At 70.0% G+C, this 23,423-nt stretch carries 20 protein-coding genes, 1 tRNA gene and 1 other RNA gene; 13 read left to right on the plus strand and 9 right to left on the minus strand.

From position 1 onward, the window contains the following. Positions 1-46: 46 nt before the first annotated feature. The 5 genes from TK50_RS16690 to TK50_RS16700 all read right to left on the minus strand — a co-directional run bounded on the left by TK50_RS16690 (position 47) and on the right by TK50_RS16700 (position 5,940). Positions 47-1,681: an FG-GAP and VCBS repeat-containing protein gene (locus TK50_RS16690; protein WP_043964875.1), complete on the minus strand. Its 1,635-nt coding sequence runs from the start codon at positions 1,679-1,681 to the stop codon at positions 47-49. Positions 1,682-1,855: 174 nt separating this feature from the next. Beyond that, positions 1,856-2,074: a hypothetical protein gene (locus tag TK50_RS16695; RefSeq protein ID WP_052503855.1), complete on the minus strand. Its 219-nt coding sequence runs from the start codon at positions 2,072-2,074 to the stop codon at positions 1,856-1,858. Between the two features lie 35 nt (positions 2,075-2,109). Beyond that, positions 2,110-4,218 carry an NACHT domain-containing protein gene (locus TK50_RS33720; RefSeq protein WP_144420313.1) on the minus strand — a complete coding sequence of 703 codons (2,109 nt, stop codon included), beginning with the start codon at positions 4,216-4,218 and terminating at the stop codon, positions 2,110-2,112. Beyond that, on the minus strand, positions 4,215-4,769 hold the full coding sequence (locus tag TK50_RS32980; RefSeq protein ID WP_082106431.1) for a cysteine hydrolase family protein: 555 nt from the start codon (positions 4,767-4,769) through the stop codon (positions 4,215-4,217). The genes TK50_RS33720 and TK50_RS32980 overlap by 4 nt, the downstream gene beginning before the upstream one ends. A 4-nt stretch (positions 4,770-4,773) precedes the next feature. Next, complete coding sequence (locus TK50_RS16700; RefSeq protein ID WP_043964877.1) at positions 4,774-5,940, minus strand: hypothetical protein; 1,167 nt, start codon at positions 5,938-5,940, stop codon at positions 4,774-4,776. Between the two features lie 651 nt (positions 5,941-6,591). Here TK50_RS16700 and TK50_RS16710 point away from each other — a divergent pair. Genes TK50_RS16710 through TK50_RS16720 form a run of 3 tightly spaced genes read left to right on the plus strand, consistent with a single transcriptional unit; the run spans position 6,592 to position 8,356 of the window. Further along, entirely contained in the window at positions 6,592-6,906 is a 315-nt protein-coding gene (locus tag TK50_RS16710; RefSeq protein WP_043966362.1) for a DivIVA domain-containing protein, read from the plus strand. After that, positions 6,903-8,102: a helix-turn-helix domain-containing protein gene (locus TK50_RS16715; protein WP_144420314.1), complete on the plus strand. Its 1,200-nt coding sequence runs from the start codon at positions 6,903-6,905 to the stop codon at positions 8,100-8,102. Before TK50_RS16710 ends, TK50_RS16715 begins: the two co-directional genes overlap by 4 nt. Further along, complete coding sequence (locus tag TK50_RS16720) at positions 8,102-8,356, plus strand: hypothetical protein (RefSeq protein WP_043964879.1); 255 nt, start codon at positions 8,102-8,104, stop codon at positions 8,354-8,356. Before TK50_RS16715 ends, TK50_RS16720 begins: the two co-directional genes overlap by 1 nt. 89 nt (positions 8,357-8,445) lie before the next feature. Here the strand turns inward: TK50_RS16720 and TK50_RS16725 are convergent. Further along, positions 8,446-8,530 (minus strand) — tRNA-Ser (locus TK50_RS16725). A gap of 82 nt (positions 8,531-8,612) precedes the next feature. Here TK50_RS16725 and ffs point away from each other — a divergent pair. The 9 genes from ffs (at position 8,613) to TK50_RS16765 (ending at position 18,596) form a co-directional block, all read left to right on the plus strand. Continuing rightward, positions 8,613-8,702: signal recognition particle sRNA small type (ffs, locus tag TK50_RS32530), an RNA gene on the plus strand. A gap of 131 nt (positions 8,703-8,833) precedes the next feature. Next, the gene (locus TK50_RS16730) at positions 8,834-11,389 is read left to right on the plus strand and encodes a DNA polymerase III subunit gamma and tau (RefSeq protein WP_043964881.1); all 2,556 of its coding nucleotides are present in this window, start codon (positions 8,834-8,836) and stop codon (positions 11,387-11,389) included. Between the two features lie 110 nt (positions 11,390-11,499). Then, complete coding sequence (locus TK50_RS16735) at positions 11,500-11,808, plus strand: YbaB/EbfC family nucleoid-associated protein (RefSeq protein ID WP_043964883.1); 309 nt, start codon at positions 11,500-11,502, stop codon at positions 11,806-11,808. Positions 11,809-11,822: 14 nt separating this feature from the next. Beyond that, positions 11,823-12,416, plus strand: coding sequence for a recombination mediator RecR (recR, locus tag TK50_RS16740; protein WP_043964885.1), 594 nt, complete (start codon positions 11,823-11,825; stop codon positions 12,414-12,416). A gap of 236 nt (positions 12,417-12,652) precedes the next feature. Continuing rightward, complete coding sequence (locus TK50_RS16745) at positions 12,653-14,317, plus strand: ABC transporter substrate-binding protein (protein ID WP_043964887.1); 1,665 nt, start codon at positions 12,653-12,655, stop codon at positions 14,315-14,317. Positions 14,318-14,395: 78 nt separating this feature from the next. Then, entirely contained in the window at positions 14,396-15,400 is a 1,005-nt protein-coding gene (locus TK50_RS16750; RefSeq protein ID WP_043964889.1) for an ABC transporter permease, read from the plus strand. After that, positions 15,397-16,359 (plus strand): ABC transporter permease, encoded by a 963-nt coding sequence (locus TK50_RS16755; RefSeq protein WP_043964891.1) that lies wholly within the window; start codon positions 15,397-15,399, stop codon positions 16,357-16,359. The genes TK50_RS16750 and TK50_RS16755 overlap by 4 nt, the downstream gene beginning before the upstream one ends. A 69-nt stretch (positions 16,360-16,428) precedes the next feature. After that, entirely contained in the window at positions 16,429-17,496 is a 1,068-nt protein-coding gene (locus TK50_RS16760) for an ABC transporter ATP-binding protein (RefSeq protein WP_043964892.1), read from the plus strand. Beyond that, a complete protein-coding gene (locus tag TK50_RS16765; protein ID WP_043964893.1) occupies positions 17,493-18,596 on the plus strand; it encodes an ABC transporter ATP-binding protein in 1,104 nt (367 codons plus the stop codon). Before TK50_RS16760 ends, TK50_RS16765 begins: the two co-directional genes overlap by 4 nt. A 101-nt stretch (positions 18,597-18,697) precedes the next feature. Here the strand turns inward: TK50_RS16765 and TK50_RS35620 are convergent, their stop codons facing one another. Together TK50_RS35620 and TK50_RS16775 are read right to left on the minus strand one after the other, a co-directional pair. Further along, the gene (locus tag TK50_RS35620) at positions 18,698-19,114 is read right to left on the minus strand and encodes a hypothetical protein (RefSeq protein ID WP_338390908.1); all 417 of its coding nucleotides are present in this window, start codon (positions 19,112-19,114) and stop codon (positions 18,698-18,700) included. Beyond that, on the minus strand, positions 19,012-19,671 hold the full coding sequence (locus TK50_RS16775) for an HNH endonuclease family protein (protein WP_043964895.1): 660 nt from the start codon (positions 19,669-19,671) through the stop codon (positions 19,012-19,014). Before TK50_RS16775 ends, TK50_RS35620 begins: the two co-directional genes overlap by 103 nt. Positions 19,672-19,825: 154 nt before the next feature. On the opposite strand from TK50_RS16775, the gene TK50_RS16780 reads away from it, so the two are divergent. After that, positions 19,826-21,220, plus strand: a complete 1,395-nt coding sequence (locus TK50_RS16780; RefSeq protein WP_043966366.1) for an MFS transporter — start codon at positions 19,826-19,828, stop codon at positions 21,218-21,220. A gap of 68 nt (positions 21,221-21,288) precedes the next feature. On the opposite strand, the gene leuA is transcribed toward TK50_RS16780, so the two are convergent. Further along, positions 21,289-23,049: a 2-isopropylmalate synthase gene (gene leuA / locus TK50_RS16785; protein WP_043964897.1), complete on the minus strand. Its 1,761-nt coding sequence runs from the start codon at positions 23,047-23,049 to the stop codon at positions 21,289-21,291. Positions 23,050-23,423 lie beyond the last annotated feature (374 nt).

Raw genomic sequence — 23,423 nt, forward strand, 5'->3', positions numbered from 1 at the left:
GCCCCGGGCGGGGCCGGCCCTTCCTCCAGCGCGGGAGGTACCCGGATCAGTAGAACGAGCCGCCGCTCTGCGGTCCGGCGATGCGCAGGCCGAAGCGCTGCGGCCAGGCGCGGTCGGTGCGCAGCGACGCGCCGCTCCACGAGGTGGTCTGCGGCACGAGCCCGCCGCTGGACCCGAAGAACGAGGCGATCGACCCCGACGGGTAGCCCGCCGTGTCCGACGCCACCTCCTCCCCGGTCGACGCCACGACGGCGTCCAGCGCGCCGGTGCCGTTGAGGTTCAGCAGCGCGACGGAGGCGCCGAACTTGTCCCCGCGCTCGGCCGAGCCCGGCACCACCGAGTGGTTCTGGTCGAAGCCCTGCGCCCCGGTGCCCGTGAGGCCCGAGGAGGAGCCCTTCAGCAGGGTGATCATGCCGGCGCTGTCCGTCGAGCCGATGTCCTCGCCGGGCACGCCGACCAGCACGTCCGCCCTGCCGTCGCCGGTCACGTCGCCGACCGCGAGCGAGCCACCGAAGCGGTCCTCGGCCTCCGGATCGCCCGGCACGCCCGCCGTGCGCTGCGTGATGATCTTTACGGCGCTGGCGGACAGGCCGCCGGACCGGCCCGTGAACGCGGCGATGAGCCCGCCCGTGATGTGCGGGGTCTGCGCGCTGGGCGCGCCCGCGATCACCTCGCCCAGCCCGTCGCCGTTCACGTCGCCTATCGCCAGGGTCTCGCCCAGGTACCAGGCGATCGTGAACTCGTCGCCCGTCGCCGGGTGCACCGCCGCGCCGGTCACCGACGTCGCGCCCGTGGTCGACACGCCGCTCGCCGAGCCCCACATCAGGGTGACCATGCCGCTGCCGTCCCAGGACGTGCCGTCGTTCTCGTGCGGCGCGCCGATGACCAGGTCCGCGTACCTGTTGTTGTTGACCGTGCCGATCGCCAGCGAGAAGCCGAAGTGGTCGTTGCGCTCGGCCGAGCCCGGCACCGCCGCCTGGTCCTGCTGGAGATACTGGGAGCCGGTGGCCGTGAGCCCACCCGACCCGCCGAACAGGACGTACACCGAACCGGCGTCCGCCTTGTCCCCGATCGCCTCCCCGTACGCGCCGATCGCCAGGTCGTCGCGGCCATCACCGTTGATGTCGCCGGTTGCGAGCGCACCACCGAACCGGTCGTAGCTCTCCGGCTCACCCTGCACGTTCGGCGAGCTCTGGTTGAAGTGCCCGGCCGCGCCGACCACCAGGCCCGAGGCGCTGCCCGGGATGACCCAGACCCCGCCCGCGTGGGTCTTGTTGCGCGGGTCCACCTCGTCCGAGTCGCCGATCACCAGGTCGTCGTAGCCGTCGCCGTTGAAGTCGCCCGCCGCCAGCGCGGTGCCGAAGCAGCCGCACCCGCCCTCCGACGACAGGACGCCGAAGAAGTAGTCGACCTGCGGCGCCGACGAGTAGCGCACGACCACCACGCCGGTCGGATACTGGGGAAGACTGGTCTCGAAGGGGTCACCCGAGGCCGCCAGGTCGTCGCGGCCGTCGCCGTCGAAGTCGGACCGGGTGGCACCCGTCCCCTTCACCGGGGTCACCGCCTTCGCCACCCGGTGATACTGGAGGGCGATGCCCTCCCTGGTGATGGTGCCGAACTCGTCGGCCGCCCGCGCGGGCGCACCGATTGTCAGCCCGGCCACCACAGCCAGGGCGGACACGCCTGCCGCTGTTCTTGTTGTGCGACGTGTTGTCTTTCGACGCAACACGGAACCCCCGCTCGTTGTTGGACGCCCCGACACGCTAGGGGGATAGATCAACGCCCATAACCAGGCGAACGGGCAGGTCAGCCGCCGACCGGGCAGCCCACCCGGCCGAACGGCCGACCCGGCCCGTCACTTCAGCGCGACCCCGTCGCCGGCGGCGGACACCGACGCGACGGTGGAGTTGCCCGCGTACGACCAGCGCCAGTAGCCGGCCGCGCTGGCGGTCGTGGTCGTCTTCAGGTTGCCGCTGGCGTCGGTGTAGACGGTCTTCACCGTGGTGTAGGTGCTGCTGCTCGATTTGCGGAGCTGAGACCGCTGGTCGGGGATGGGTCCGAGCCGGTAGCGCATGCTTTCAGTGTTGCCCTGCTTTGCCAAGGAATGAATCATCTCCTACCCATGCGCTCAATCCACTTCGGCACCCTTTGCATTGGGATTCCGAAAGGCCCGGGGAGTGGCATCTGCGGAGGCGGGACAGAGTTTGCGCGTAGGTACGCCATTAGCTCCCGATGGCGAAACTGATAGCTCACGCCCGAAACACGCAGAATGCCCGCATGGTTGGCCCAGCGCAAGTGTGATGAAAGTCTAAGGGGGAGGCCTACGGATGGCCCCATGACGGTTGCGACGAAGTAGCGACCAGCCGCGAAGCCGACGGTCATGGACAGGAAGTAGCCAATTCCAAAATATAGCCCCGTAAGCGAGCCTAGTACTTCTGCGGTGTATGCGCCCATGAAGATACCCATGCCGAGTCCATATACGCCCGACGCGACAAAGTCGCGACGAATGGGAGCGTGTGGGCTCGTGGCATCTCTCGTGGCTTCAGTCCGGCCACCAAGGAGCGAAACTAGCAGAATGAATAGACCAATCCCTACTCCTGCCCCGAGTAGGCCGCTGGAAGTCGTATACGAAAAGAAGTAACCGATTCCCGTGGCTGGAATCAGCAGAAGGGAGATGCGGAGGATCCCTGTCGAGGACAAGAATCGAGAGAGGTTGAGAGCCAAGGGCCGCTGCACCTGATACGGGGTGGTTATAGCTAGAACTGCCATCATCGAAAAATTCGCTAAAGGCATCGCCCATGAAATCCAACCCTCATCTGGGTTCGGTGTGTAACCTTTGAGTGGCAGCCTGTCAAGCGGAAGATTGAACGGGGCAACTACTGCGAGCAGGGCCGCTCTAGATTGCCACGCCGTCACTCTAGCTCCGAATCTCCGCCACCACTCGTGAAGCACGATGTCGCTGGACTGTTCATCGCTCTTGGGTGATTGGAGTAGGTGTGCGATCCGCGACAAGTATCGTCGCGCACGGTCTTCTCGGCGCTGATCCTTGCAGCCGGCAAGCCTAAGCCGGGTCGACAGGAATGTTTCGTAGAGCATGTAGTTGAGTCGAGCAGTGAAGGTCGGACGGTCTTCGCCTTCTGTTGGTATCAGGTTCTTTGGATTGCTTCCGCTGTTCATATAGCCGACGGTCATCGCGAGGCGCCAAGGCGTAGATACCGCCGCAAAGAAAGAGTCTCGCGTCTTCCGCGTCCCTTGGGCCAGCTCTTTCTGTATCGCCCCCAGAGCGTCAGGCCCGCAATGTTCGGCGATATACTTCTCTACTCCTTTGGAGCCTATTGGCTTGATCGAAATGGCCTGTAGGTTGCGGAGTCTGATGCGCAATCTTGAGTAGTACTCTGAGCCGGACCGGCTGATTACTATGACGGGTTCATGTGCGTTGGTTGCGATGTAGTCGTTCAGTTGCCTGACGGCCCAATCGGCCCGATCCGGGAACTCGCTTTCGTTATCCATCTCGTCTAGCCCATCGAGCATGGGGAGTATGCGCTTATCCTGCACGAGTTCACGGGCCGCGGCCGGAGCGAGGCGGAAGCGGGTCGAAATTTCTTCTGCTAGCCAGGCGTCAAAATCTTTGCCGCTCGGCCAGGACGTCAGGTTGAAGATCACGGGAACCTTGAACTCTTCGCCTTCCATCTTTCCGGGAGCAAGGACTTCGTCTATTAGTTCCAATAACAGCTTGATTCCGATAACGCTCTTGCCTGCTCCTGCGGCACCCAGAATTAGCATCCGTCCCGAAGTCCTGTGCCGGTAGAAGTCGGCGATCGTGTCGATGCTCCCCGCTGTTCGTGCATGAGGTGTCGGCTTTCCGGTGCGCGCGTCGGCGGTCGAGAATTCGACCTTCGCGTATCGGGCCTCTAGGGCATCTGTTCCCAATAGCTGGGCGAGTTGCCTGCTATGTGAAATTCGTTGAGCCTTAGCGAGCGAGATCACTCGGCGATCTAGATCGCTGTTCCTGTGCTCGTTCTTGCTTAGTAGCATGAGCAATAGCCCGACACCCGCGAGCGATCCTGCCCAGATGTTGGCCCATCCGACTTGCTTATTGAAGGCATCGGAATCGTTGCGTGCGGTCCAGCCGAACGCGGGCAGTCCTACTGTTAGGCAGATCAACCCGGCAATGAGGAGTAAGCGACCAGCAGAACGCAGGGAAAGCCTGGCGATCACGGAACGTTTACCTTGAGGAGGGATGCAGGTATGTCTAGACGTTTGATTACTTGATTAGGGCCGATGAATCTGCGGGCTACTAGCAACCCAGCCTCGTGGGCTTCCTCTCCGGCGTGGCTTGCGGATGCGTCAGCGATTAGCCATGGTGTGTGGTTATGCTCGAAGGCGTCAACCGCTCCCTTCAATACGCAGCTTTCTGTCGCAATCCCGCAGAAGTAGAACTCAGTCCAGCTTCTTTCTCGGAACAATTCGATTCCAAGGGCTGTGAAGGGGCTGTAGTTGTTCTTGTCAAGAACTATGCCGCGATCGACGTACGGCAGCAACTCGGACACGATGTCGGTTTCGGGTGCGGATTGAAGATTTCGCCAGCCGAAAAAGCGCTCGAAAGGGCTTCCTGGATAGTTTAGGTATCGGGTAAACAAGGTATCGCCACCCGCCTGCTGCCAGCACCGTACAAGGTCAACAATGATCGGCACGACATGTGCCGAGTGCTCGCGAACGAACCCGTTCTGCATGTCGGTTACTACCAGGACCGGCCGATCCGCCGTCATTGCCTCAACCTCGATCCGTGTCATGGAGAGTTTCGATGGCCTGTTCTAGTGCTGGCATGAGGTCGCTTGTTCTCAGGATCGCACGACGCATCGATTGATGCTGGCCGGTCTCTCGTGGGCGAGAAGTCGTTAATCGGGAACGAACTCCCCTTAGGTACCGCCAGCCGTGCTCCGGCAGCACGTCTGGGTCTGATCCCTGTTCGATTTGACGCGTGATTGCATCGGTGAAGGCCCACATGGATTGCACGGCGAGTTCGCAGGCGACAAGCTCGGACTCTGTCAGGGAACGGTCGGCCGCGATCGGGTGGTAGACGACTCCAGACCATGAAGCGTATCCGGACGAAATGCCGCGTACGCCAAAGGATTCGATGCCCCCGTGGTCGTACGCCTCCGAGAGTAGCGACTGCTCGATCAGTTCGGCGTGGGCCAGGTGCTCATCGTCCATCGGGCGGTCACGGTGCAGCAGCACCGAGGGAGTTGCCATGATCCGCAGCGCTGGCTCGACCAGCTCAGCCGGCCAGGCTGGCTCGGTCAGCCAGTGAGCCCCGAAGACGTACAGCGCGGTCTCATCGACGCCGGGCACGAAGTGGGCGAGGTAGTCAGCCGCCCACTTGATGTTGTCGCCGTACGACACCTTCCGCCAGAACGCGAGAGACGCGATGGTCGACAACTGCATGGTCTCGACCAGGTGGAAGACGACCACCCCGCACGGCCACACGTAGAGGGTGCATTCGCCTTCCGGGTGCTCGACGGGAGCGGAGTGGCAGGTAGACCACTGGTCTTCGGCCGGGACGCATCCGGCGCTGTCCTGGATCAGGGCCGCGCCCTCGGCACCGACGAACGCCGGCACGAACTTGTGCGACCGCACGGAGAAGTGTGGACGTTCCTCGGTGCCGCTTGTCAGCTCTCCGAACAGGTCGTGCGGCTTCGCGTCGTACGCCAGGCAGTAGAGCTGCCGGTAGATCGCGTCCGTGACCGCCACCCGCCCGGTCTCGTGCCGGTACATCGCCTTCTCGATGGCCTCGACGGTCGGCGTCTCCCGAATCCCGTGCTGTAGGCCGAGGCGGTGCAGCTCCCGCGCGGCGCGCTTCCGTGATTCCCAGCCGGCGGCCTTGCGCCGGTTGACCAGTACGAGATTGGGCTTGTACTGCCGAGGAACCTCAGTGGACATGCCCCGTGTCCTCCGTGTCCGTGCGTAGGACCTGCCAGGATGCCCTATTTGCGGGCAGTCTCGCTGGTGGGCGAGGAAGGTGTCGCCACAGGCCGGAACCGGGGACTGGAGGCACCGGATGGTCCAAGCTAACTGGCGGGGGTGCCTCGACGTGGCCTCTCGGCCTGCCACTTCCGGATGGTCTGCGGCTGCCACGCCGGTGACCGCCCGAACATCCGATCGGGCGCGGGAGCCTGCCCCCGCGATACGTAGGACGCCCAGGTTGCGCGGCTGATCGGGGCACCTACCGAAGCCAGGTAGGCCCGTACGTGGTCGGTGGTCCACCAATCGGTGGGCAGGTCAGCGGCGGTCATCGGTAGGAAAGCCTACGCGGTTCGAGACTTGCGCGAATACAACGTCAGGCTGTAGCTTGCGAATACAGCTTAACGCTGTATTCGACCTGAATGGCTCGGAAGAGGGAACGAGGCAGTCGCCGGACCGTTCTCTCCCGGGCGATCCCAGACCGGCGGACAGCACCCAAGAGCACCGTCCGCTGCCGTGCCGCGTTCCCCCTGCGGTGCGGCTAGCGGGTCCGTCCCGGGAGACCCGAGCCCCGGGGCGGACCCGCTCTCGTCCCTGGCGCACGTCGAAAGGCAGGTTCCCGTGAAAGACCTGGTCGAGCGACTCTTCGGCCGGCGTCCCGCCCGGCATCGGCGGGCCGACGGCGTTCCCTACCGGTCCCGGCGCTGCCTGCCGCTGCACCCGGCGCAGGTGCGTGACCGCAGGTTCCGGCGCACCCGCTTGGGTCGACGTGGTCTGGACCCCGGAGACGTGCGACGTTTCCTCGACCGAGTCGCCCTGGAACTTGCCGACGCCCAGCAGGCCGCCGAGCGGGCCCGTCAGGAGACCGCACACATCAAGGACGCGCTGCGGCGGTGGCAGTCCGAGCAAACCCGGATCCGCGACCGCTACGCCCTGCACCGGTGAACGTCGCCGAACTGCCGATCGGGCGGCGGGTGGCGCACTGGCGGGTCCGGCGACGCATGACGCAGCAGATATTGGCCGACCGGCTCGGCAGGTCCAAGAGTTGGGTCGACAAGGTCGAGCGAGGCGTAAGGGCCCTGGACCGGCTCTCGGTCATCCGGGAGGTCGCCGAGGCGCTCCGCGTCGAGCCGGCGGTACTGCTCGGTCGGTCCCTGCCGCTTCCCACCGAAGGCGACACGGCCGAGAGTCAGGCCGACGCGATCCGGGCGGCGCTCGCCCGCTACGACTTCACCCAGCGCGGGCACAGCCCTGGACCAGTGACGCCGGTCGCGGAGTTGAGTCGACGGGTGGGACATGCCTGGTTGACCTACCAACACGCCCACCACCCCCAACTGCTGCGGATACTGCCGGGCCTCCTCGGTGACGCGCAGCGCACCCACACCGCGCAGCCGACGCACACGGTGGACCTGCTGGTGCAGGTCTACCGGGTCACCTCGTCGGTGCTGGTCAAGCTCGGGCAGGCCGACATCGCCTGGCTGGCCGCCGATCGGGCGGTGGCGGTGGCCGCCGATGATCCGCTGCTCGCCGCCGTCGCCGCGATCCCCCTGGCCCAGTCGTTACGGGCTTTCCGTGGGGATCGGATGGCGATGGCGGTGGCGCTTGCCGCCGCCCACTCGATCACAACTCCGAACCCGGACGAGACTCCGCCGGGGGAGCTGTCGGTGCTCGGGACGCTACTGCTTGAGGCGGCGTTGGCTGCGGCCAGCCGTGGTGACCCGTGCGGCGTCCACGAACTCACCGACCAGGCAGCCGAGGTCGCCGAACTCGTCGGCGACGGTCACGACCACCACTGGACGTGCTTCGGTCCTGCTGCCGTCGAGCTGGCCCGGGTCGCTGCGGCGGTGGACCTCGGCGATGCCGCAGACGCGATCACCCGGCACGAGAAGATCACCCGCTGGGACCAGTGGCCACGTCTGCCGGCCGAACGTCGCGCCACACACCTGATCGACGCCGCGCAGGCGTACCTCCAGGTCGGCGACCTGGCCGCCGCCGGCCGCAGCCTGGTCGACGCCGATCGGATCGCGCCGGCCGAGACCCGATCACGGCCAGCAGTTCGTACGGTCATCGCCGCCGCGGCGCGGGGCGGACCCGCCACGGCCGGTGTCGCTCGCCTGGCCAGCATCCTGGGGGTTACCTGATGAGCCGTCGTTTCCTGATCCAGTTGCCGGTGGTCGCCGACGACCTGGACATCGCCACGCGCGTCGCTCGGGTCATCGCGCGCTCGCTGAGCTTCCACCGCCTGGTCGAGTGCGACGAGGTCACCGTCGTCGCTACCGATGACGATCCGGCGGTATCACACGCCGCCTTCTGCCCGCGACACCTCCCCACCGGCTGTCGCTGCCTGCTGCGGCCCGACCACGACGGACCCTGCTCCCGACGACTGCCCCGGTGAGCGGGATTGGCCGGAGCGGATGCGCTGTGGAGACGACTCAGGGCCGGTCCCCGTAGGGCCGACCCTGTCGTCCGTGCTGCTCGGGTGAGCGGAGGATACGAGATTCGAACTCGTGAGGGTGTTAACCCAACACGCTTTCCAAGCGTGCGCCCTAGGCCTCTAGGCGAATCCTCCGTGGGACAGGATACAGGTCCCCCGCGCCCCGGCCACCCCACCACCCCCCGAAGATCGACCGGGCGTCGGGTAGGGTGGGTGTCACCTCCCGTGCGGCGGTATCTCGTGAACCTCCCCAGGGCCGGAAGGCAGCAAGGATAAGCGAGCTCTGCCGGGTGCACGGGAGGCCTTTTTGTCTCCCGGCACCGGTACGGTACGCCGCAGGCCAGGTGCCGGCCAGAGGGCGGGCCGGGGCACGGGGTGGTGGGTGGTCACCCGCGCCCGACCGGCGCAGAATGGCTCGGTCGAGAGGAGGCGGGACGCGTGACACTGGCGCTCTACCGCAAGTACCGGCCGCGCACCTTCGCCGAGGTCATCGGCCAGGAGCACGTCACCGAGCCGCTGTCGCAGGCGCTGCGCAGCGGGCGGCTCAACCACGCGTACCTCTTCTCCGGGCCGCGCGGCTGCGGCAAGACCTCCAGCGCCCGCATCCTGGCCCGCTCGCTCAACTGCGAGCAGGGCCCGACGCCGGAGCCGTGCGGGCAGTGTGACTCGTGCCGCTCGCTGGCCACCGACGGGTCGGGCTCGATCGACGTCATCGAGATCGACGCGGCCAGCCACGGCGGCGTCGACGACGCCCGCGAGCTGCGCGAGAAGGCGTTCTTCGCGCCGGCCCGCAGCCGGTTCAAGATCTATGTCATCGACGAGGCGCACATGGTCTCGTCGGCCGGCTTCAACGCCCTGCTCAAGCTGGTCGAGGAGCCCCCGGAGTACGTCAAGTTCATCTTCGCCACCACCGAGCCGGAGAAGGTCCTCGGCACGATCAAGTCGCGGACCCACCACTACCCGTTCCGGCTGATCCCGCCGAAGACGCTGCGCCCCTACCTCGAACAGCTCTGCGAGGCCGAGGGGGTGACCGTCGACCCGGCGGTCTTCCCGCTGGTGGTGCGCGCGGGCGGCGGCAGCGCCCGCGACAGCCTCTCCGTGCTCGACCAGCTCATCGCGGGCGCGGGCCCGGAGGGGGTCACCTATCCCCGGGCCGCCGCGCTGCTCGGCGTCACCGACTCGGGGCTGCTCGACGAGATGTGCGACGCCCTCGCGGCCGGCGACGGCGCGGCGGCGTACGCGACCGTGGACCGGGTGGCCGAGGCCGGGCACGATGCGCGCCGCTTCGCCTCCGACCTGCTGGAGCGGCTGCGCGACCTGATCGTCCTCCAGCAGGTGCCCGACGCCGCCGCGAAGGGCCTGATCGACGGCCCGGCCGACCAGATCGAGCGGATGACCGCCCAGGCGCAGCGGCTCGGCCCGGCGACCCTGTCCCGGTGCGCCGACATCGTGCACGACGGCCTGGTGGCCATGCGCGGCACGACCGCGCCCCGGCTGCTGCTGGAGCTGATCTGCGCCCGCATGCTGCTGCCCGGCGCGGACGACTCCACCGGCGGCCTGCTCCAGCGGCTGGAGCGGATGGAGCGCCGGCTCACCCTGGGTGCCGTCGATCTGCCGCCGGCCGCCGCCGGCTCCGCGCCGGTCGCCACCGCCCCGGCGGTACGCCCCGAGCCGACCGCCCCGCCTGCGGCGGCTGCCGCGCACCCGGCGCCGGCTGCGGCGTCCGCCGCCCCGGCGACCGCCCCGGTTCCGTTAGCCGCCCCGCCGTCCGTGGCCGCCGCGGCGGCGGCCCCGGTGTCCGCAGGCCCCGCCCCGGCCGCGCCCGCCCCGGCCGTGCCCCGGCGGGAGGTCCCGCCGGAGGCGGTGATGCCCGACCCGGCGACCCCCGCCCCGCCCCGCCCCGGCGCGGCTGCGGCGGGTGCCCTGGACGCCGTCGCGGTGCGCCGGTCCTGGCCCGAGGTGGTCGGCAAGGTCAACCGGACCAACAAGCGGATCGCGGCGCTGATGCGCGACGCGGTCGTCCGGGAACTGGACGGCGACGCGCTGGTGCTGACGGTCAAGTCGACGGTGCTGGCGAAGATGATGTCCGACCACGCGGCGGTGCTGACCGACGCGCTCTACGAGGAGTTCGGCGGGCGCTGGCAGATCCGCTGCGAGGTCTCCGGCGAGCGGGGTGGCGCGTCGCTGGGCGGCGGCTCCCGGGGGCCAGCCCCCGCCCCGCCCCGCCCCGCGCCGGCCCCGCCCGCGCCCCCCGCATCCGCGGCCCACGCGCCCGCCACGAACGCCCGCCCGTCGACCGGTGCCGCGCCGGGACCCACCGGAGGTGGCGGTGTCGCCCCGGCCGGCGGTGCCGCTGGCGCTGACGAGGAATGGCCCGAGCCGGCCCGCCCCGGCGGGGCCGCCGCTCCCGCCGCGAGCGCCCCGGCCGGGGACGACTGGCCGGAGGCGGCCCGCCCGGGTGGCTCCGCCCCCGCCGCGCCGCCGGCCACGGCCCCGCCCGGCGGGCCCACCCCGGCCGCCGCCGCCCCGGCGACGTCGCCCAACGGCACCGCCCACGGCGCTGCGGGCAACGGTGCCGCTCCGGCGACGCCGGCCAACGGTGCCGCCGCGCGTGGTGCCGCCCCCGCCGCGCCGTCCAACGGCGCCGCTCCGGGCGGCAGGGCTCCCGCTGCCGGCAGCGGGCTCGCCGCCGCGCGGGCTGCGGCGGCCGGCCGGGGCGCGCGTACCCAGAACGGGGCCCGCAAGACCGCGGACGCCGACTGGGCGGGCGAGCCGCCCTACGACCCGGACTACGACGGGCCGGTGCGCGGCGGTGGCCGCCCGGGCCCGGCGGCGTCGGCCACCCCGACCTACGAGGGCTTCGACCCGGGCGACGAGCCGCTCGACGAGGTGATCGACGAGCGGACGGCCCGGCAGTCCAGCGAGGAGCAGGCGGTGCAGCTGCTCCGGGAGGCGTTCGGCGCGGAGAAGATCGACGAGGTGGACGCCCGCTGACGCGGGCGTCGCCCGTGCCAGGCAACAGTCTGCGCCCCGGTTAGGCTGGGCGCGGCCGAGCAGACGAGTGCGAGAAGGAGCCATCCGTGCGCCCAGGTGGACAGCCGAACATGCAGCAGATGCTGAAGCAGGCGCAGAAGATGCAGCAGCAGATCGCCAAGGCCCAGGCCGAGCTTGCCGAGGCCGAGCTGACCGGCACCGCCGGGGGTGGCCTGGTCGCCGTGACGGTCTCCGGCTCCGGCGACGTCAAGAGCATCAAGATCGACCCGAAGGCGGTCGACCCGGAGGACGTGGAGACGCTGGAGGACCTGGTGGTCGCCGCGCTGCACAATGCCGCCGAGGCCGCCCGGGCGCTGACGGAGCAGAAGATGGGCCCGGTCGCGGGCGGGATGGGCGGCCTCGGCCTGCCCGGCTTCTGAGCCGGCCGACGCAGATGTACGAAGGTGCCATCCAGGACCTGATCGACGAGCTGGGGCGGCTGCCGGGCGTGGGCCCGAAGAGCGCGCAGCGGATCGCCTTCCACGTCCTGTCGGCCGACCCGGCCGACATCAACCGGCTGGCCGGCGCGCTGCGCAAGGTCAAGGACCTGGTGCGCTTCTGCACCACCTGCTACAACGTGGCCGAGTCCGAGCAGTGCCGGATCTGCCGCGACCCGCGCCGCAGCGACGAGGTGCTCTGCGTGGTCGAGGAGCCCAAGGACGTGGTGGCGATCGAGCGCACGGGTGAGTTCCGGGGGCGCTACCACGTGCTCGGCGGAGCGATCAACCCGCTGGAGGGGATCGGGCCGGACAACCTGCGCATCCGTGAGCTGATGACCCGGCTGGGCGGCGGCGCGGTGCGGGAGCTGATCCTGGCCACCGACCCGAACACCGAGGGCGAGGCGACGGCGACGTACCTGGCGCTGATGGTCAAGCCGATGGGCATCTCGGTGACCCGGCTGGCCAGCGGCCTGCCGGTGGGCGGCGACCTGGAGTACGCCGACGAGATCACCCTCGGCCGGGCGTTCGAGGGGCGCCGGGCGGTCTGACACCAGGTGCCCCCAGGGGCAGGGGCGACGTAACAGTTTGGCATCGCGGTTTCGGATCGTTCGGCGAGACGCGCCGTTCGCCTTCGATTCTTCGGCCGTCTAGCGGCTGGGACACGATCCGATACCAACCCGTACCGAGCCAGTTTCGGGGCGGTCCGCCCGGGGGCTATGGTCACGCCCATCGGTGACCCCTGTCACCACGTTGTCCGTACCCCCAAGGACGAGGTGAAGCACCCATGCGTGCACCCAGGCCGAAGGTCGCTGTCGCGGCCGTCGCGGTCGCGGCCCTCGCGGTAGCAGGCTGCGCCGAGAGCAACCGCGATGACAACTCCGGCGGTAGCAAGAAGGACACCATGGTCTTCGGCGTGGCCGGCGACCCGAAGGTCCTCGACCCCAGCTTCGCCAGCGACGGCGAGTCGCTGCGCGTGGCGCGCCAGGTCTTCGAGACGCTGGTCCGTCCGGAGGAGGGTGGCACCAAGGTCACCCCGGGGCTGGCCGAGTCCTGGACCCCGGACGCCGCCGGTACCACGTGGACGTTCAAGCTGCGCTCCGGCGTGAAGTTCCACGACGGCACCGACTTCAACGCCGAGGCCGTCTGCGCCAACTTCGACCGCTGGTACAACGCGAAGGGTCTCATGCAGAGCCCCGACGTGACCGCGTACTGGCAGGACGTCATGGGCGGCTTCGCCAAGAACGAGGACCCGGAGCTGCCGCCGAGCCTCTTCAAGTCCTGCACCGCCAAGGACGCCACCACCGTGGACCTGGCGTTCACCCGGGTCTCCAGCAAGATCCCGGCCGCGCTGATGCTGCCCTCGTTCTCGATCCACAGCCCGAAGGCGCTCCAGCAGTACGACGCCAGCAACGTCGGCGGCACCGCCGAGGACATCAAGTACCCGCCGTACGCGACGGAGCACCCGACCGGCACCGGCCCGTTCAAGTTCAAGTCCTGGGACGTCGCCAACAAGACGCTCACCATCGAGCGCAACGACGACTACTACGGCACCAAGGCCAAGCTGAAGACCCTGATCTTCAAGACCATCTCCGACGAGAACGCGCGCAAGCAGGCGCTGCGCTCCGGCGACATCCAGGGGTACGACCTGGTCGGCCCGGCCGACGTCGAGCCGCTGAAGACCGAGGGCTTCAACGTCCTCACCCGCCCGGCGTTCAACGTCCTCTACCTGGCCATCAACCAGAAGGGGAACCCGAAGCTCGCCGACCTCAAGGTCCGGCAGGCGATCGCGCACGCGCTCAACCGGCAGGCGCTGGTCGACTCGAAGCTGCCCCCGGGCGCGAAGGTCGCGCTGAACTTCATGCCCGACACCGTCGAGGGCTTCAACGGCGACGTCACCAAGTACGACTACAACCCGGAGAAGGCCAAGGCGCTGCTGGCCGAGGCCGGCGCGTCGAACCTGACGCTGAAGTTCCACTACCCGACCGAGGTCACCCGGCCGTACATGCCGAACCCGAAGGACATCTTCGAGCTGCTCTCGGCGGACCTCAAGGCGGTCGGCATCAACGTCGAGGCCATCCCGCTGAAGTGGAGCCCCGACTACCTGAACGCCACCACCTCCGGCACCAAGCACGACCTGCACTTCCTCGGCTGGACCGGTGACTACGGCGACGCCTACAACTTCATCGGCACCTTCTTCGACCGGCCGAAGGACGAGTGGGGCTTCACCAACGCCCAGCTCTTCGCCCAGTTCAAGGACGCGGACACCACCGCCGACCAGGCGGCCCGGGTGGAGAAGTACAAGGCCCTCAACAAGGCGATCATGGACCTGCTGCCGGGTGTGCCGATCTCGCACTCGCCGCCGGCGATCGTGTTCGGCAAGGACGTGACCGGGATCAAGGCGAGCCCGCTCACCGACGAGCGGTTCTCGACCGGCGAGTTCAAGTCCTGACCTGACGCAAGGACCACGGGCGGGCGCCGTTACCCACGGCGCCCGCCCGCAGCCCTCCGTACCCCTTTCGAGGCCGCCGTGTTCCGGTTCATCGTCAGACGCCTGCTCCAGCTGATACCGACGCTGTTCGGGCTCTCCCTCCTGTTGTTCATCTGGCTCCGGCGGCTGCCCGGCGGCCCCGAGACCGCCATCCTCGGCGAGCGCGGCACCCCGGAGATGCGCGCCGCCATCCGCCGCAACCTCGGCCTCGACGAGCCGATCCTGATCCAGTACGGCCGGTTCGTCCGGCGACTGATCAAACTGGACCTGGGCACCTCGACCTCCACCAAGCGCCCGGTCGTCACCGAGTTCTTCGAGCGGTTCCCCGGCACCGTCGAGCTGACCGTGATGGCCATGATCATCGCCATCGGCATCGGCATCCCGCTGGGCTACCTGGCCGCCCGCCGCCGGGGCCGGCTGTTCGACCACCTGTCGGTCGGCGGCTCGCTGATCGGCATCTGCATCCCGGTGTTCTTCCTCGCGTACGTGCTCAAGGCCCTCTTCTCGGAGAACCTCGGCTGGTTCCCGTCCAGCGGCCGGCAGGACCCGACCCTCGGGGCGACCCGGATCACCAACTTCTTCGTCCTCGACGGGCTGATGACCCGGGAGTGGGACGCCGCCGCCGACGCCCTCTGGCACCTGGTGCTGCCGGGCCTCGCGCTGGCGAGCATCCCCCTGGCGATCATCGTCCGGATCACCCGGGCCAGCGTGCTGGAGGTCCTCAACGAGGACTTCGTCCGCACCGCCGAGGCCAAGGGCCTGACCGAGTCGACGGTCCGCCGCCGGCACGTGCTGCGCAACGCCATGCTCCCCGTGGTCACCTCGATCGGCCTGCTCACCGGCGGCCTGCTCTCCGGCGCGGTGCTGACCGAGACCGTCTTCGCCTTCAGCGGGATCGGGGCGTTCGTCGCCGAGGCGATCAGCCAGCGCGACTATCCCGTGCTGATGGGCTTCATCCTGATCATCGCGGTGGTGTACGTGCTGGTGAACCTCCTCGTGGACCTCTCCTACAGCGTGATCGACCCGAGGGTGAGGGTGCGATGACGATCAGCACCGGCAAGAAGCGCGAGAAGATCGACCGGCTCGCCGAGCTGGCCGCCCGGGACGACGAGCGCGGCGTGAGCCTCTGGCGGGAGGCGTTCCGCCGGCTGCGGCGCAACCCGGCCGCGATCGTCGGCGCGGTCATCCTGGCCCTGTTCCTGCTGATCGCGATCGTCGGCCCGTTCCTCGTCCCCTACCCGGCCGACGCCCAGCTGTGGAAGGGCGAGATCCGGGACAACATCGGCTACTTCCCGGGCCCCCGGGCCGACAACTGGTTCGGCGTCGACCACATCGGCCGCGACGAGTTCAGCCGCATGATCGTCGGTGCCCGGCAGACCCTGCTCGTCGGCGTGGTCTCCACGCTGATCGGCCTGGCCGTCGGGTCGCTCATCGGCGGCATCGCCGGGGCCAGCGCCGGCCTCGGCGGCAAGTGGGGCCGGGCCGTCGACAACACCCTCATGCGCTTCGTCGACATGCTGCTGGCCATGCCGAGCCTGCTGCTGGCGATCAGCATCGCCGCGCTGCTCGGCGCGGGCCTCACCACCGTCATGATCGCGGTCGGCGTGGTCTCCGTGCCGGTCTTCGCCCGGCTGCTGCGCGGGTCGATGATCTCCCAGTCGAACAGCGACTACGTGCTCGCCGCGACGTCGCTGGGCGTGCGGAAGCCGAAGATCGCCCTGACCCACGTGGTGCCGAACTCGCTCGCCCCCGTCATCGTCCAGGCGACGCTGACCCTGGCCACCGCGATCATCGAGGCCGCGGCGCTGTCGTTCCTCGGCCTGGGCAACAACGACGCGTCCATCCCCGAGTGGGGCGTGATGCTCGCCGACGCGCAGCGCTACCTCGACGCCGCGCCCCGGCTCGCCATCCTGCCCGCCCTCGCCATCATCGTCACCGCGCTCGGCTTCACCCTGCTCGGCGAGGCGATGCGCGAGGCCCTCGACCCGAAGCTGCGGAAGTAGGTCGGCTGTCGTGTGTGCAGCGCGAGGAGTGAGCTTGCGAGCCCCGCAGTCGCAAACGGAAGGCCGATAATGGCACTGCTCGAAGTGGACGACCTCTCCGTCACCTTCGCCCGGCGCGGTCAGCGCACCGTGCACGCCGTCGACGGGGTCTCCTTCTCCGTCGACGCGGGCGAGGTGGTCGGCCTCGTCGGCGAGTCCGGCTGCGGCAAGAGCGTCACGTCGCTGGCGATCATGGGTCTGCTGCCGAAACAGCCCGGCCTGCGGGTCGGCGGCAAGGCCGTCTTCGACGGCACGGACCTGCTCCAGCTCGACGACCGGTCCCGGCGCGACATCCGGGGCCGGGACGTCGCGATGATCTTCCAGGATCCGCTCTCCTCGCTGAACCCGGTGATCCCGATCGGGCTCCAGGTGACCGAGGTGCTCACCCGGCACCGGGGGATGAAGGGCGAGGCGGCCCAGAAGGAGGCCGCCGACCTGCTCGACCGGGTCGGCATCCCCGACCCGCGCCGCCGGCTCAAGGAATACCCGCACCAGCTCTCCGGCGGCATGCGGCAGCGGGCCCTGATCGCCATGGCGGTGGCCTGCCAGCCCCGGCTGCTCATCGCCGACGAGCCGACCACCGCGCTCGACGTCACCATCCAGGCGCAGATCCTGGAGCTGCTCAAGGAACTGGTCCGGGACTCCGGCACCGCGCTCGTGATGATCACCCACGACCTGGGGGTGGTCGCCGGCATGTGCGACACGATCAACGTGCTGTACGCCGGCCGGGTGGTGGAGACGGCCCGCCGCCGCCCGCTGTTCCGCGAGCCGCGGCACCCGTACACCGTGGGGTTGCTCGGCTCGGTGCCGCGCCTGGACGCCGGGCGCGGCGAACGGCTCAACCCCATCCCCGGCTCCGTGCGGGACGTGCTGGCCTGGCCGGACGGCTGCGCCTTCGCCCCGCGCTGCACCCGCCGGGTCGACGAGTGCGTGGGGGCGCCGCCGGAGCTGACGCTCACCTACGACGGCCGCAGCTACCGGTGCGTCAACCCGCCCCCGGTCCCCGGCACGCCGCCCCCGGCGGCGACCGACGCCGGCGCGCCGGAGCCCGCGACCGGCGGCCCGGTGCCCGCACCGCGCGAGGAGGAGAAGCCGTGACCGAGAGCGACATCCTCGTCGAGGTCCGCGACCTGAAGGTGCACTTCCCGATCAAGCGGGGGCTGATCCTCGATCGGGTCGTCGGCCACGTCAAGGCCGTCGACGGCGTCGACCTGAGCATCCCGCGCGGCAAGACGTACGGGCTGGTCGGCGAGTCCGGCTGCGGCAAGTCCACGCTCGGCCGGGCGCTGCTCCAGCTCACCCCGCCCACCGGCGGCGAGGTCCGCTTCGACGGCGTCGAGCTGACCACCCTGGCGGCGGGGAAGCTGCGCACCATGCGCCGCCGGATGCAGATGATCTTCCAGGACCCGATGTCGAGCCTCGACCCCCGGCAGAACGTCGAGTCGATCCTGACCGAGGGGTTGCAGACCCACGGCATCGGCACCGACCGCGACGACCGGCGGCGGATCATCGGCGAGACCCTCGACGCCGTCGGGCTGCCCCGGTGGGCGCTGTCCCGCTACCCGCACGAGTTCTCCGGCGGCCAGCGGCAGCGCATCGGCATCGCCCGGGCCCTCGTGCTCGGCCCCGAGCTGATCGTCGCCGACGAGCCCGTCTCCGCCCTGGACGTCTCCATCCAGGCCCAGGTGGTGAACCTGCTCGACGAGCTCCAGGACAACCTCGGCCTGACGTACCTGGTGATCGCGCACGACCTCGCCGTGGTCAAGCACATCTCCGACGTCGTCGGCGTCATGTACCTGGGCGCGCTGGTCGAGGAGGCGCCGAGCGACCGGCTCTACAGTGAGCCGCTGCACCCGTACACGCGGGCGCTCATGTCGGCCGTGCCCGTGCCGGACCCGGACGTCGAGGACCGGCGGGAACGCATCCTGCTCGCCGGGGACCTGCCCTCGCCGGCCAACCCGCCGTCGGGCTGCCGCTTCCACACCCGCTGCCCGTGGGCCCAGCCGACCCGCTGCGCCGACGAGCGGCCGGCGCTGCGGGAGATCGGCGGCAGCCGGGTCGCCTGCCACTTCGCGGAGCGGATCGCCAGCGGCGAGCTGCGCCCGCACAAGGTGAGCGCCCAGATCGTGCGGCCCGAGGGCGAGGGCGAGGACCCGGCGGTCGTCTCGGCTCCCACGGAACCCGGCTCCTACGTCTGAGGTGCAAGGAAGGGCCCCCTGTTAACGCATTCTGCATAGCAGGGGGCCCCTGTTAACACCTGTGGCCGGTCGGCCCTCCGGGCGTTCAGCTCGGCGGGCGGTCAGCCCTCCGGGCGGTCGAGCAGGCCGACGGCGATCGTGTGCACGGCGTCCAGCCCGGCCGGGTCGGCCAACGGGGCCCGCCCGCCGGTGACGGCGTACCACTCGTCGGCCTCCCGGTACTGCACGCGCAGGGCGACCTGGCCGTCGGCGTACTCGGTGCGCAGGGTCAGCTCGCCGGTCACCACGCCGACCTCGTCGGTCATCACGCCGCCGGGGCCGGGCACGATGTCGGCCGTACGGCTCGACGCCCCGCCCCCGGTAGCGCCCGCGTCCGGGGCCTGCCCCGGTGCCGGTGCCGCCCCGGCCTCGCCCGTCACGGCTTGCTCGCCCACGTGCAGCCCCCCAACATGTCGGACAGGGCGGCCTTCTCGGCACTGGTCACCGTCAGCCGCCAGTGGTGCTTCACCGTCACCCAGTCCTCGGCGTACTGGCACCAGTACGACCGGTTCGCCGGTTTCCACTGCGACGGATCCTGGTCACCCTTGGACCGGTTGGAGGACGCCGAAACGGCGATGAGCTGCGGTCGCGTGAGATCGTTGGCGAAGTCGCCCCGCTTGGCGTCGTCCCACTCGTCGGCACCCGAGCGCCACGCGTTGGCCAGCGGGACCGTGTGGTCGATGTCCACGTCGGAGGGGTCGGTGAACGTCCGCCCGTCGTACACGCTCTCCCAGCGGCCCGCGACCACGTTGCAGCCGGAGAACCGGATGTCCTTGCCGTCCCGCTTCAGCACGCTGTCGCGTACGTCGCAGTTCTTGCCGGTGTCCCGCCAGTGCGGGAAGCGGCTGCGGCTGTAGCCCTTCATCGACCCCGCGCTCGCCACGGTGAGCTGGTCGAGCATCTGCCCGACGTTGCCCCCGCCGCCGCTGGGCGCGGCCTCCGGCTCGTCGACCACCTCGCAGCCGGCGGTCGCGACGGCCAGCGCCACGGCGAGCGCGGCGACCACGGCCGCGCGACGTCCTGATCTGGTACGCACAGACGACACCTCTCCAGCTTGCGGGCTCCCGGCGATTGCGCACAGTACCCCGGCACCGTTTCCATGATTCGTGGCGTCCGGCAAATCGGCCGGAGGAACACTGGTACCCGTGACCGCACCCACACCGCCCCACGCCCCCGCGCCCGCGCTCCGGATGGGCACCCCCGCCGGCCGGGGCACCCTGCTCGCCGCCATCCTCGCCTCCGGCATGGTCTTCCTGGACAGCACGGTGGTCAACGTCGCGCTGCCCCGCCTCGGTGCGGACCTCGGCGCCACCGTGGCCGGTCTCCAGTGGACCGTCAACGGCTACCTGTTGATGCTGGCCGCGTTCGTGCTGCTCGGCGGGGCGCTGGGCGACCGCTTCGGGCGGCGGCGGGTCTTCCTCCTCGGGGTGGTCTGGTTCGCCGTCGCCTCCGCGCTGTGCGGCCTGGCCCAGGGCACCGGCTGGCTGGTCGCGGCCCGGTTCCTCCAAGGGGCCGGCGGCGCGCTGCTCACCCCCGGCTCGCTGTCGGTGCTCCAGTCCAGCTTCCACCCCGACGACCGGGGCCGGGCCATCGGCACCTGGTCCGGGCTCGCCGGGGTCTCCACCGCGCTCGGCCCGTTCGTCGGCGGCTGGCTGATCGACGCCCTGTCCTGGCGGTGGATCTTCTTCATCAACCTGCCGCTGGCCGTGCCGGTGGTCCTCGCCGCGCTGCGCTGGGCACCCGAGAGCCGCGACGTCGACGCCTCGCGTACCGGATCGGGCCGGCGACGGTTCGACGTGGCCGGCGCGCTGCTCGGCGCGCTCGGCCTCGGTGGCGTGACGTACGCCCTGATCGACGCACCGGCCCGCGGGGTGACCTCGCTGCCGGTGCTGGCGTCGGTGCTGGTCGGCGTGCTCGCCGCCGTGGCGTTCGTGCTGGTGGAACGCCGCCGGGGCGACACCGCGATGCTGCCCACCGGCCTGTTCGGCAGCCGGCTCTTCTCGGTGCTGAACGTCTTCACGGTGGTGGTGTACGCGGCCCTCGGCGGGTTCACCTTCTTCCTCTCCGTCTACCTGCAGAACGTCGTCGGCTGGTCGGCCATGCTCACCGGCCTGGCCACCGTGCCGATGACGGTGCTGCTGCTGGTCGGCTCGTCGCGGGCCGGCGCGCTGTCGGCCCGGATCGGGCCCCGGCTGCCGCTGACGATCGGGCCGGTCGTGGCCGCGCTCGGCCTGCTGCTGCTGCGCGGGGTGTCCCCGGGCGCGTCGTACTGGACGGACGTGCTGCCCGGGGTGACCCTCTTCGGCCTCGGCCTCACCCTCGTGGTGGCCCCGCTGACCGCCTCGGTGCTGGCCGCCGTCGCGGACCGGTTCGCCGGGGTGGCCAGCGGGTTCAACAACGCCGCGTCGCGGGCCGGCGGCCTGCTCGCGGTGGCCGCGCTGCCGCTGCTGGTCGGGCTGAGCGGCACCGGGTACGAGCAGGCAGCGGCGCTGACCGACGCGTTCCGGGGGGCGATGCTCTGGTGCGCGGGCGGGCTGCTGGCGGGCGCGGCGATGGCCGGCCTGCTGATCCACCGCCCCAGGTGAGCGGCAGCGCCCATGGGGAAGGGACCCCTGCTACGCGGAAGCGTCAACAGGGGGCCCTTCCTCGCACCTCAGGCGCGGGCGCGGTTGACGGCGCTGGTGACCGCCTTCACGGAGGCGGTGACGATGTTCGCGTCCACCCCGACGCCCCACACCGTGCGACCGTCCACCTCGCACTCGACGTACGCGGCGGCCTGCGCGTCGCCGCCGGAGGAGAGCGCGTGCTCGTGGTAGTCGAGCACCCGTACCGCCACGCCCACCGACTCCAGCGCGTTGACGTACGCGTCGATGGGGCCGTTGCCGACGGCGGTCAGCGACCGGGTGTCCGACCCGCCGACGCCGACCCGGGCCTCGATCTCGACCTTGCCGTCGACGGTGCCGATGGCGTAGCCGGCCAGCGTCAGCGCCGGGTCGCTCTGGTGGTCGACCAGGTAGTGCCCGGCGAAGATGTCCCACATGGTGCCGGGGTCGACCTCGCCGCCGCCGTGGTCGGTGACCTGCTGGACCACGCCGGAGAACTCGATCTGCAGGCGGCGGGGCAGGTCGAGCTGGTGCTCGCTCTTCATGATGTACGCGACGCCGCCCTTGCCGGACTGCGAGTTGACCCGGATGACCGCCTCGTAGGTGCGGCCCAGGTCCTTCGGGTCGACCGGCAGGTAGGGCACGGCCCAGGCGAAGTCGTCGACCGGCACCCCGGCCGCCGCCGCGTCGGCGTGCAGGGCGTCGAAGCCCTTCTTGATGGCGTCCTGGTGGGAGCCGGAGAAGGCGGTGTAGACCAGGTCGCCCGCGTACGGGTGGCGTTCGTGCACCGGCAGCTGGTTGCAGTACTCGACGGCCCGCTTGATCTCGTCGATGTTCGAGAAGTCGATCATCGGGTCGATGCCCTGGGAGAACAGGTTGAGCCCCAGCGTCACCAGGTCGACGTTGCCCGTGCGCTCGCCGTTGCCGAACAGGCAGCCCTCGATCCGGTCCGCGCCGGCCAGCAGGCCCAGCTCGGCGGCGGCCACGCCGGTGCCCCGGTCGTTGTGCGGGTGCAGGCTCAGCACCAGGCTGTCGCGGCGGGGCAGGCGACGGTGCATCCACTCGATCGAGTCGGCGTACACGTTGGGGGTGGCCATCTCGACGGTCGCCGGCAGGTTGATGATCAGCTTGCGGTCCGGGGTCGGGTCGATCACCTCGATCACCGCCGAGCAGACCTGGAGCGCGTACTCCAGCTCGGTGCCCGTGTACGACTCCGGAGAGTATTCGTAGTAGATCTCCGTGTCGGGGGTGTGGATCTCCGCGTACTTCTGGCAGAGCCGCGCGCCGCTGGTGGCGATGTCGGTGATGCCGTCCCGGTCCAGGCCGAAGACCACCCGACGCTGGAGCGTGGAGGTCGAGTTGTAGAAGTGCACGATGGCCCGCTTCGCGCCGCGCAGCGACTCGAACGTCCGGTCGATCAGGTGCTCCCGGCACTGGGTGAGCACCTGGATGGTTACGTCGTCGGGGATCAGGTCCTGCTCGATGAGCTGCCGGACGAAGTCGTAGTCGGTCTGGCTAGCCGACGGGAAGCCGACCTCGATCTCCTTGTAGCCCATCTGCACCAGCAGCTGGAACATCCGGCGCTTGCGCTCGGGGGACATCGGGTCGATCAGGGCCTGGTTGCCGTCGCGCAGGTCCACGGCGCACCAGCGGGGCGCGGCCTCGACGTGCCGCGTCGGCCAGGTGCGGTCGGGCAGGTCGATCCGGAACTGCTGCTGGTAGGGCTGGTAACGGTGGTACGGCATCCGGCTGGGGCGCTGCCGGGCGAAGGGATCAGCGTCGGTGTCGGAGGCGGTGGCGGGTTGAGCCATGGCGGAGTGTTCCCCCTGAGTCAGGTGGCGTCAGCAATCGGAAGGCCGGCGACGGTGCGGCAGCGGCGGCTGGGCCGGTGCGGCGACGGTGCCGGGGCCGGCGCGGGGCGCCGACGGGAGGTTCGGATCTGCTGGACGGCGCGCTTCGACTCCGCGACGAGGTGCCGGCCGGTCAGGCCTCGTCGCGGCGACCAAGGAGAAGGTACGCCCGCCACATGACAGAGTGACCCTACGTGATGGGACGGGGGGTGGGAAGGCCGGTCCGCAGATTGAGACGGGAGTCGCAACCGGTCGAGATTCCTGCTGCTCCGACGCGGCGACCCCCGGCCGCGAGCGACCGGTGGCCGTCCCAGCTCGGCGTCACGCTCGGCCCC

The organism is Micromonospora haikouensis (assembly GCF_000876225.1).
Classification (GTDB): domain Bacteria; phylum Actinomycetota; class Actinomycetes; order Mycobacteriales; family Micromonosporaceae; genus Micromonospora; species Micromonospora haikouensis.

Coding starts and splice junctions, on each gene's coding strand:
- TK50_RS16695 (WP_052503855.1), bottom strand. CDS start 2,074: ATGCGCTACCGGCTCGGACCCATCCCCGACCAGCGGTCTCAGCTCCGC.
- TK50_RS32980 (WP_082106431.1), bottom strand. CDS start 4,769: ATGACGGCGGATCGGCCGGTCCTGGTAGTAACCGACATGCAGAACGGG.
- TK50_RS16700 (WP_043964877.1), bottom strand. CDS start 5,940: ATGTCCACTGAGGTTCCTCGGCAGTACAAGCCCAATCTCGTACTGGTC.
- TK50_RS16720 (WP_043964879.1), top strand. CDS start 8,102: ATGAGCCGTCGTTTCCTGATCCAGTTGCCGGTGGTCGCCGACGACCTG.
- TK50_RS16735 (WP_043964883.1), top strand. CDS start 11,500: ATGCAGCAGATGCTGAAGCAGGCGCAGAAGATGCAGCAGCAGATCGCC.
- recR (WP_043964885.1), top strand. CDS start 11,823: ATGTACGAAGGTGCCATCCAGGACCTGATCGACGAGCTGGGGCGGCTG.
- TK50_RS16745 (WP_043964887.1), top strand. CDS start 12,653: ATGCGTGCACCCAGGCCGAAGGTCGCTGTCGCGGCCGTCGCGGTCGCG.
- TK50_RS16755 (WP_043964891.1), top strand. CDS start 15,397: ATGACGATCAGCACCGGCAAGAAGCGCGAGAAGATCGACCGGCTCGCC.
- TK50_RS16760 (WP_043964892.1), top strand. CDS start 16,429: ATGGCACTGCTCGAAGTGGACGACCTCTCCGTCACCTTCGCCCGGCGC.
- TK50_RS16780 (WP_043966366.1), top strand. CDS start 19,826: ATGGGCACCCCCGCCGGCCGGGGCACCCTGCTCGCCGCCATCCTCGCC.
- leuA (WP_043964897.1), bottom strand. CDS start 23,049: ATGGCTCAACCCGCCACCGCCTCCGACACCGACGCTGATCCCTTCGCC.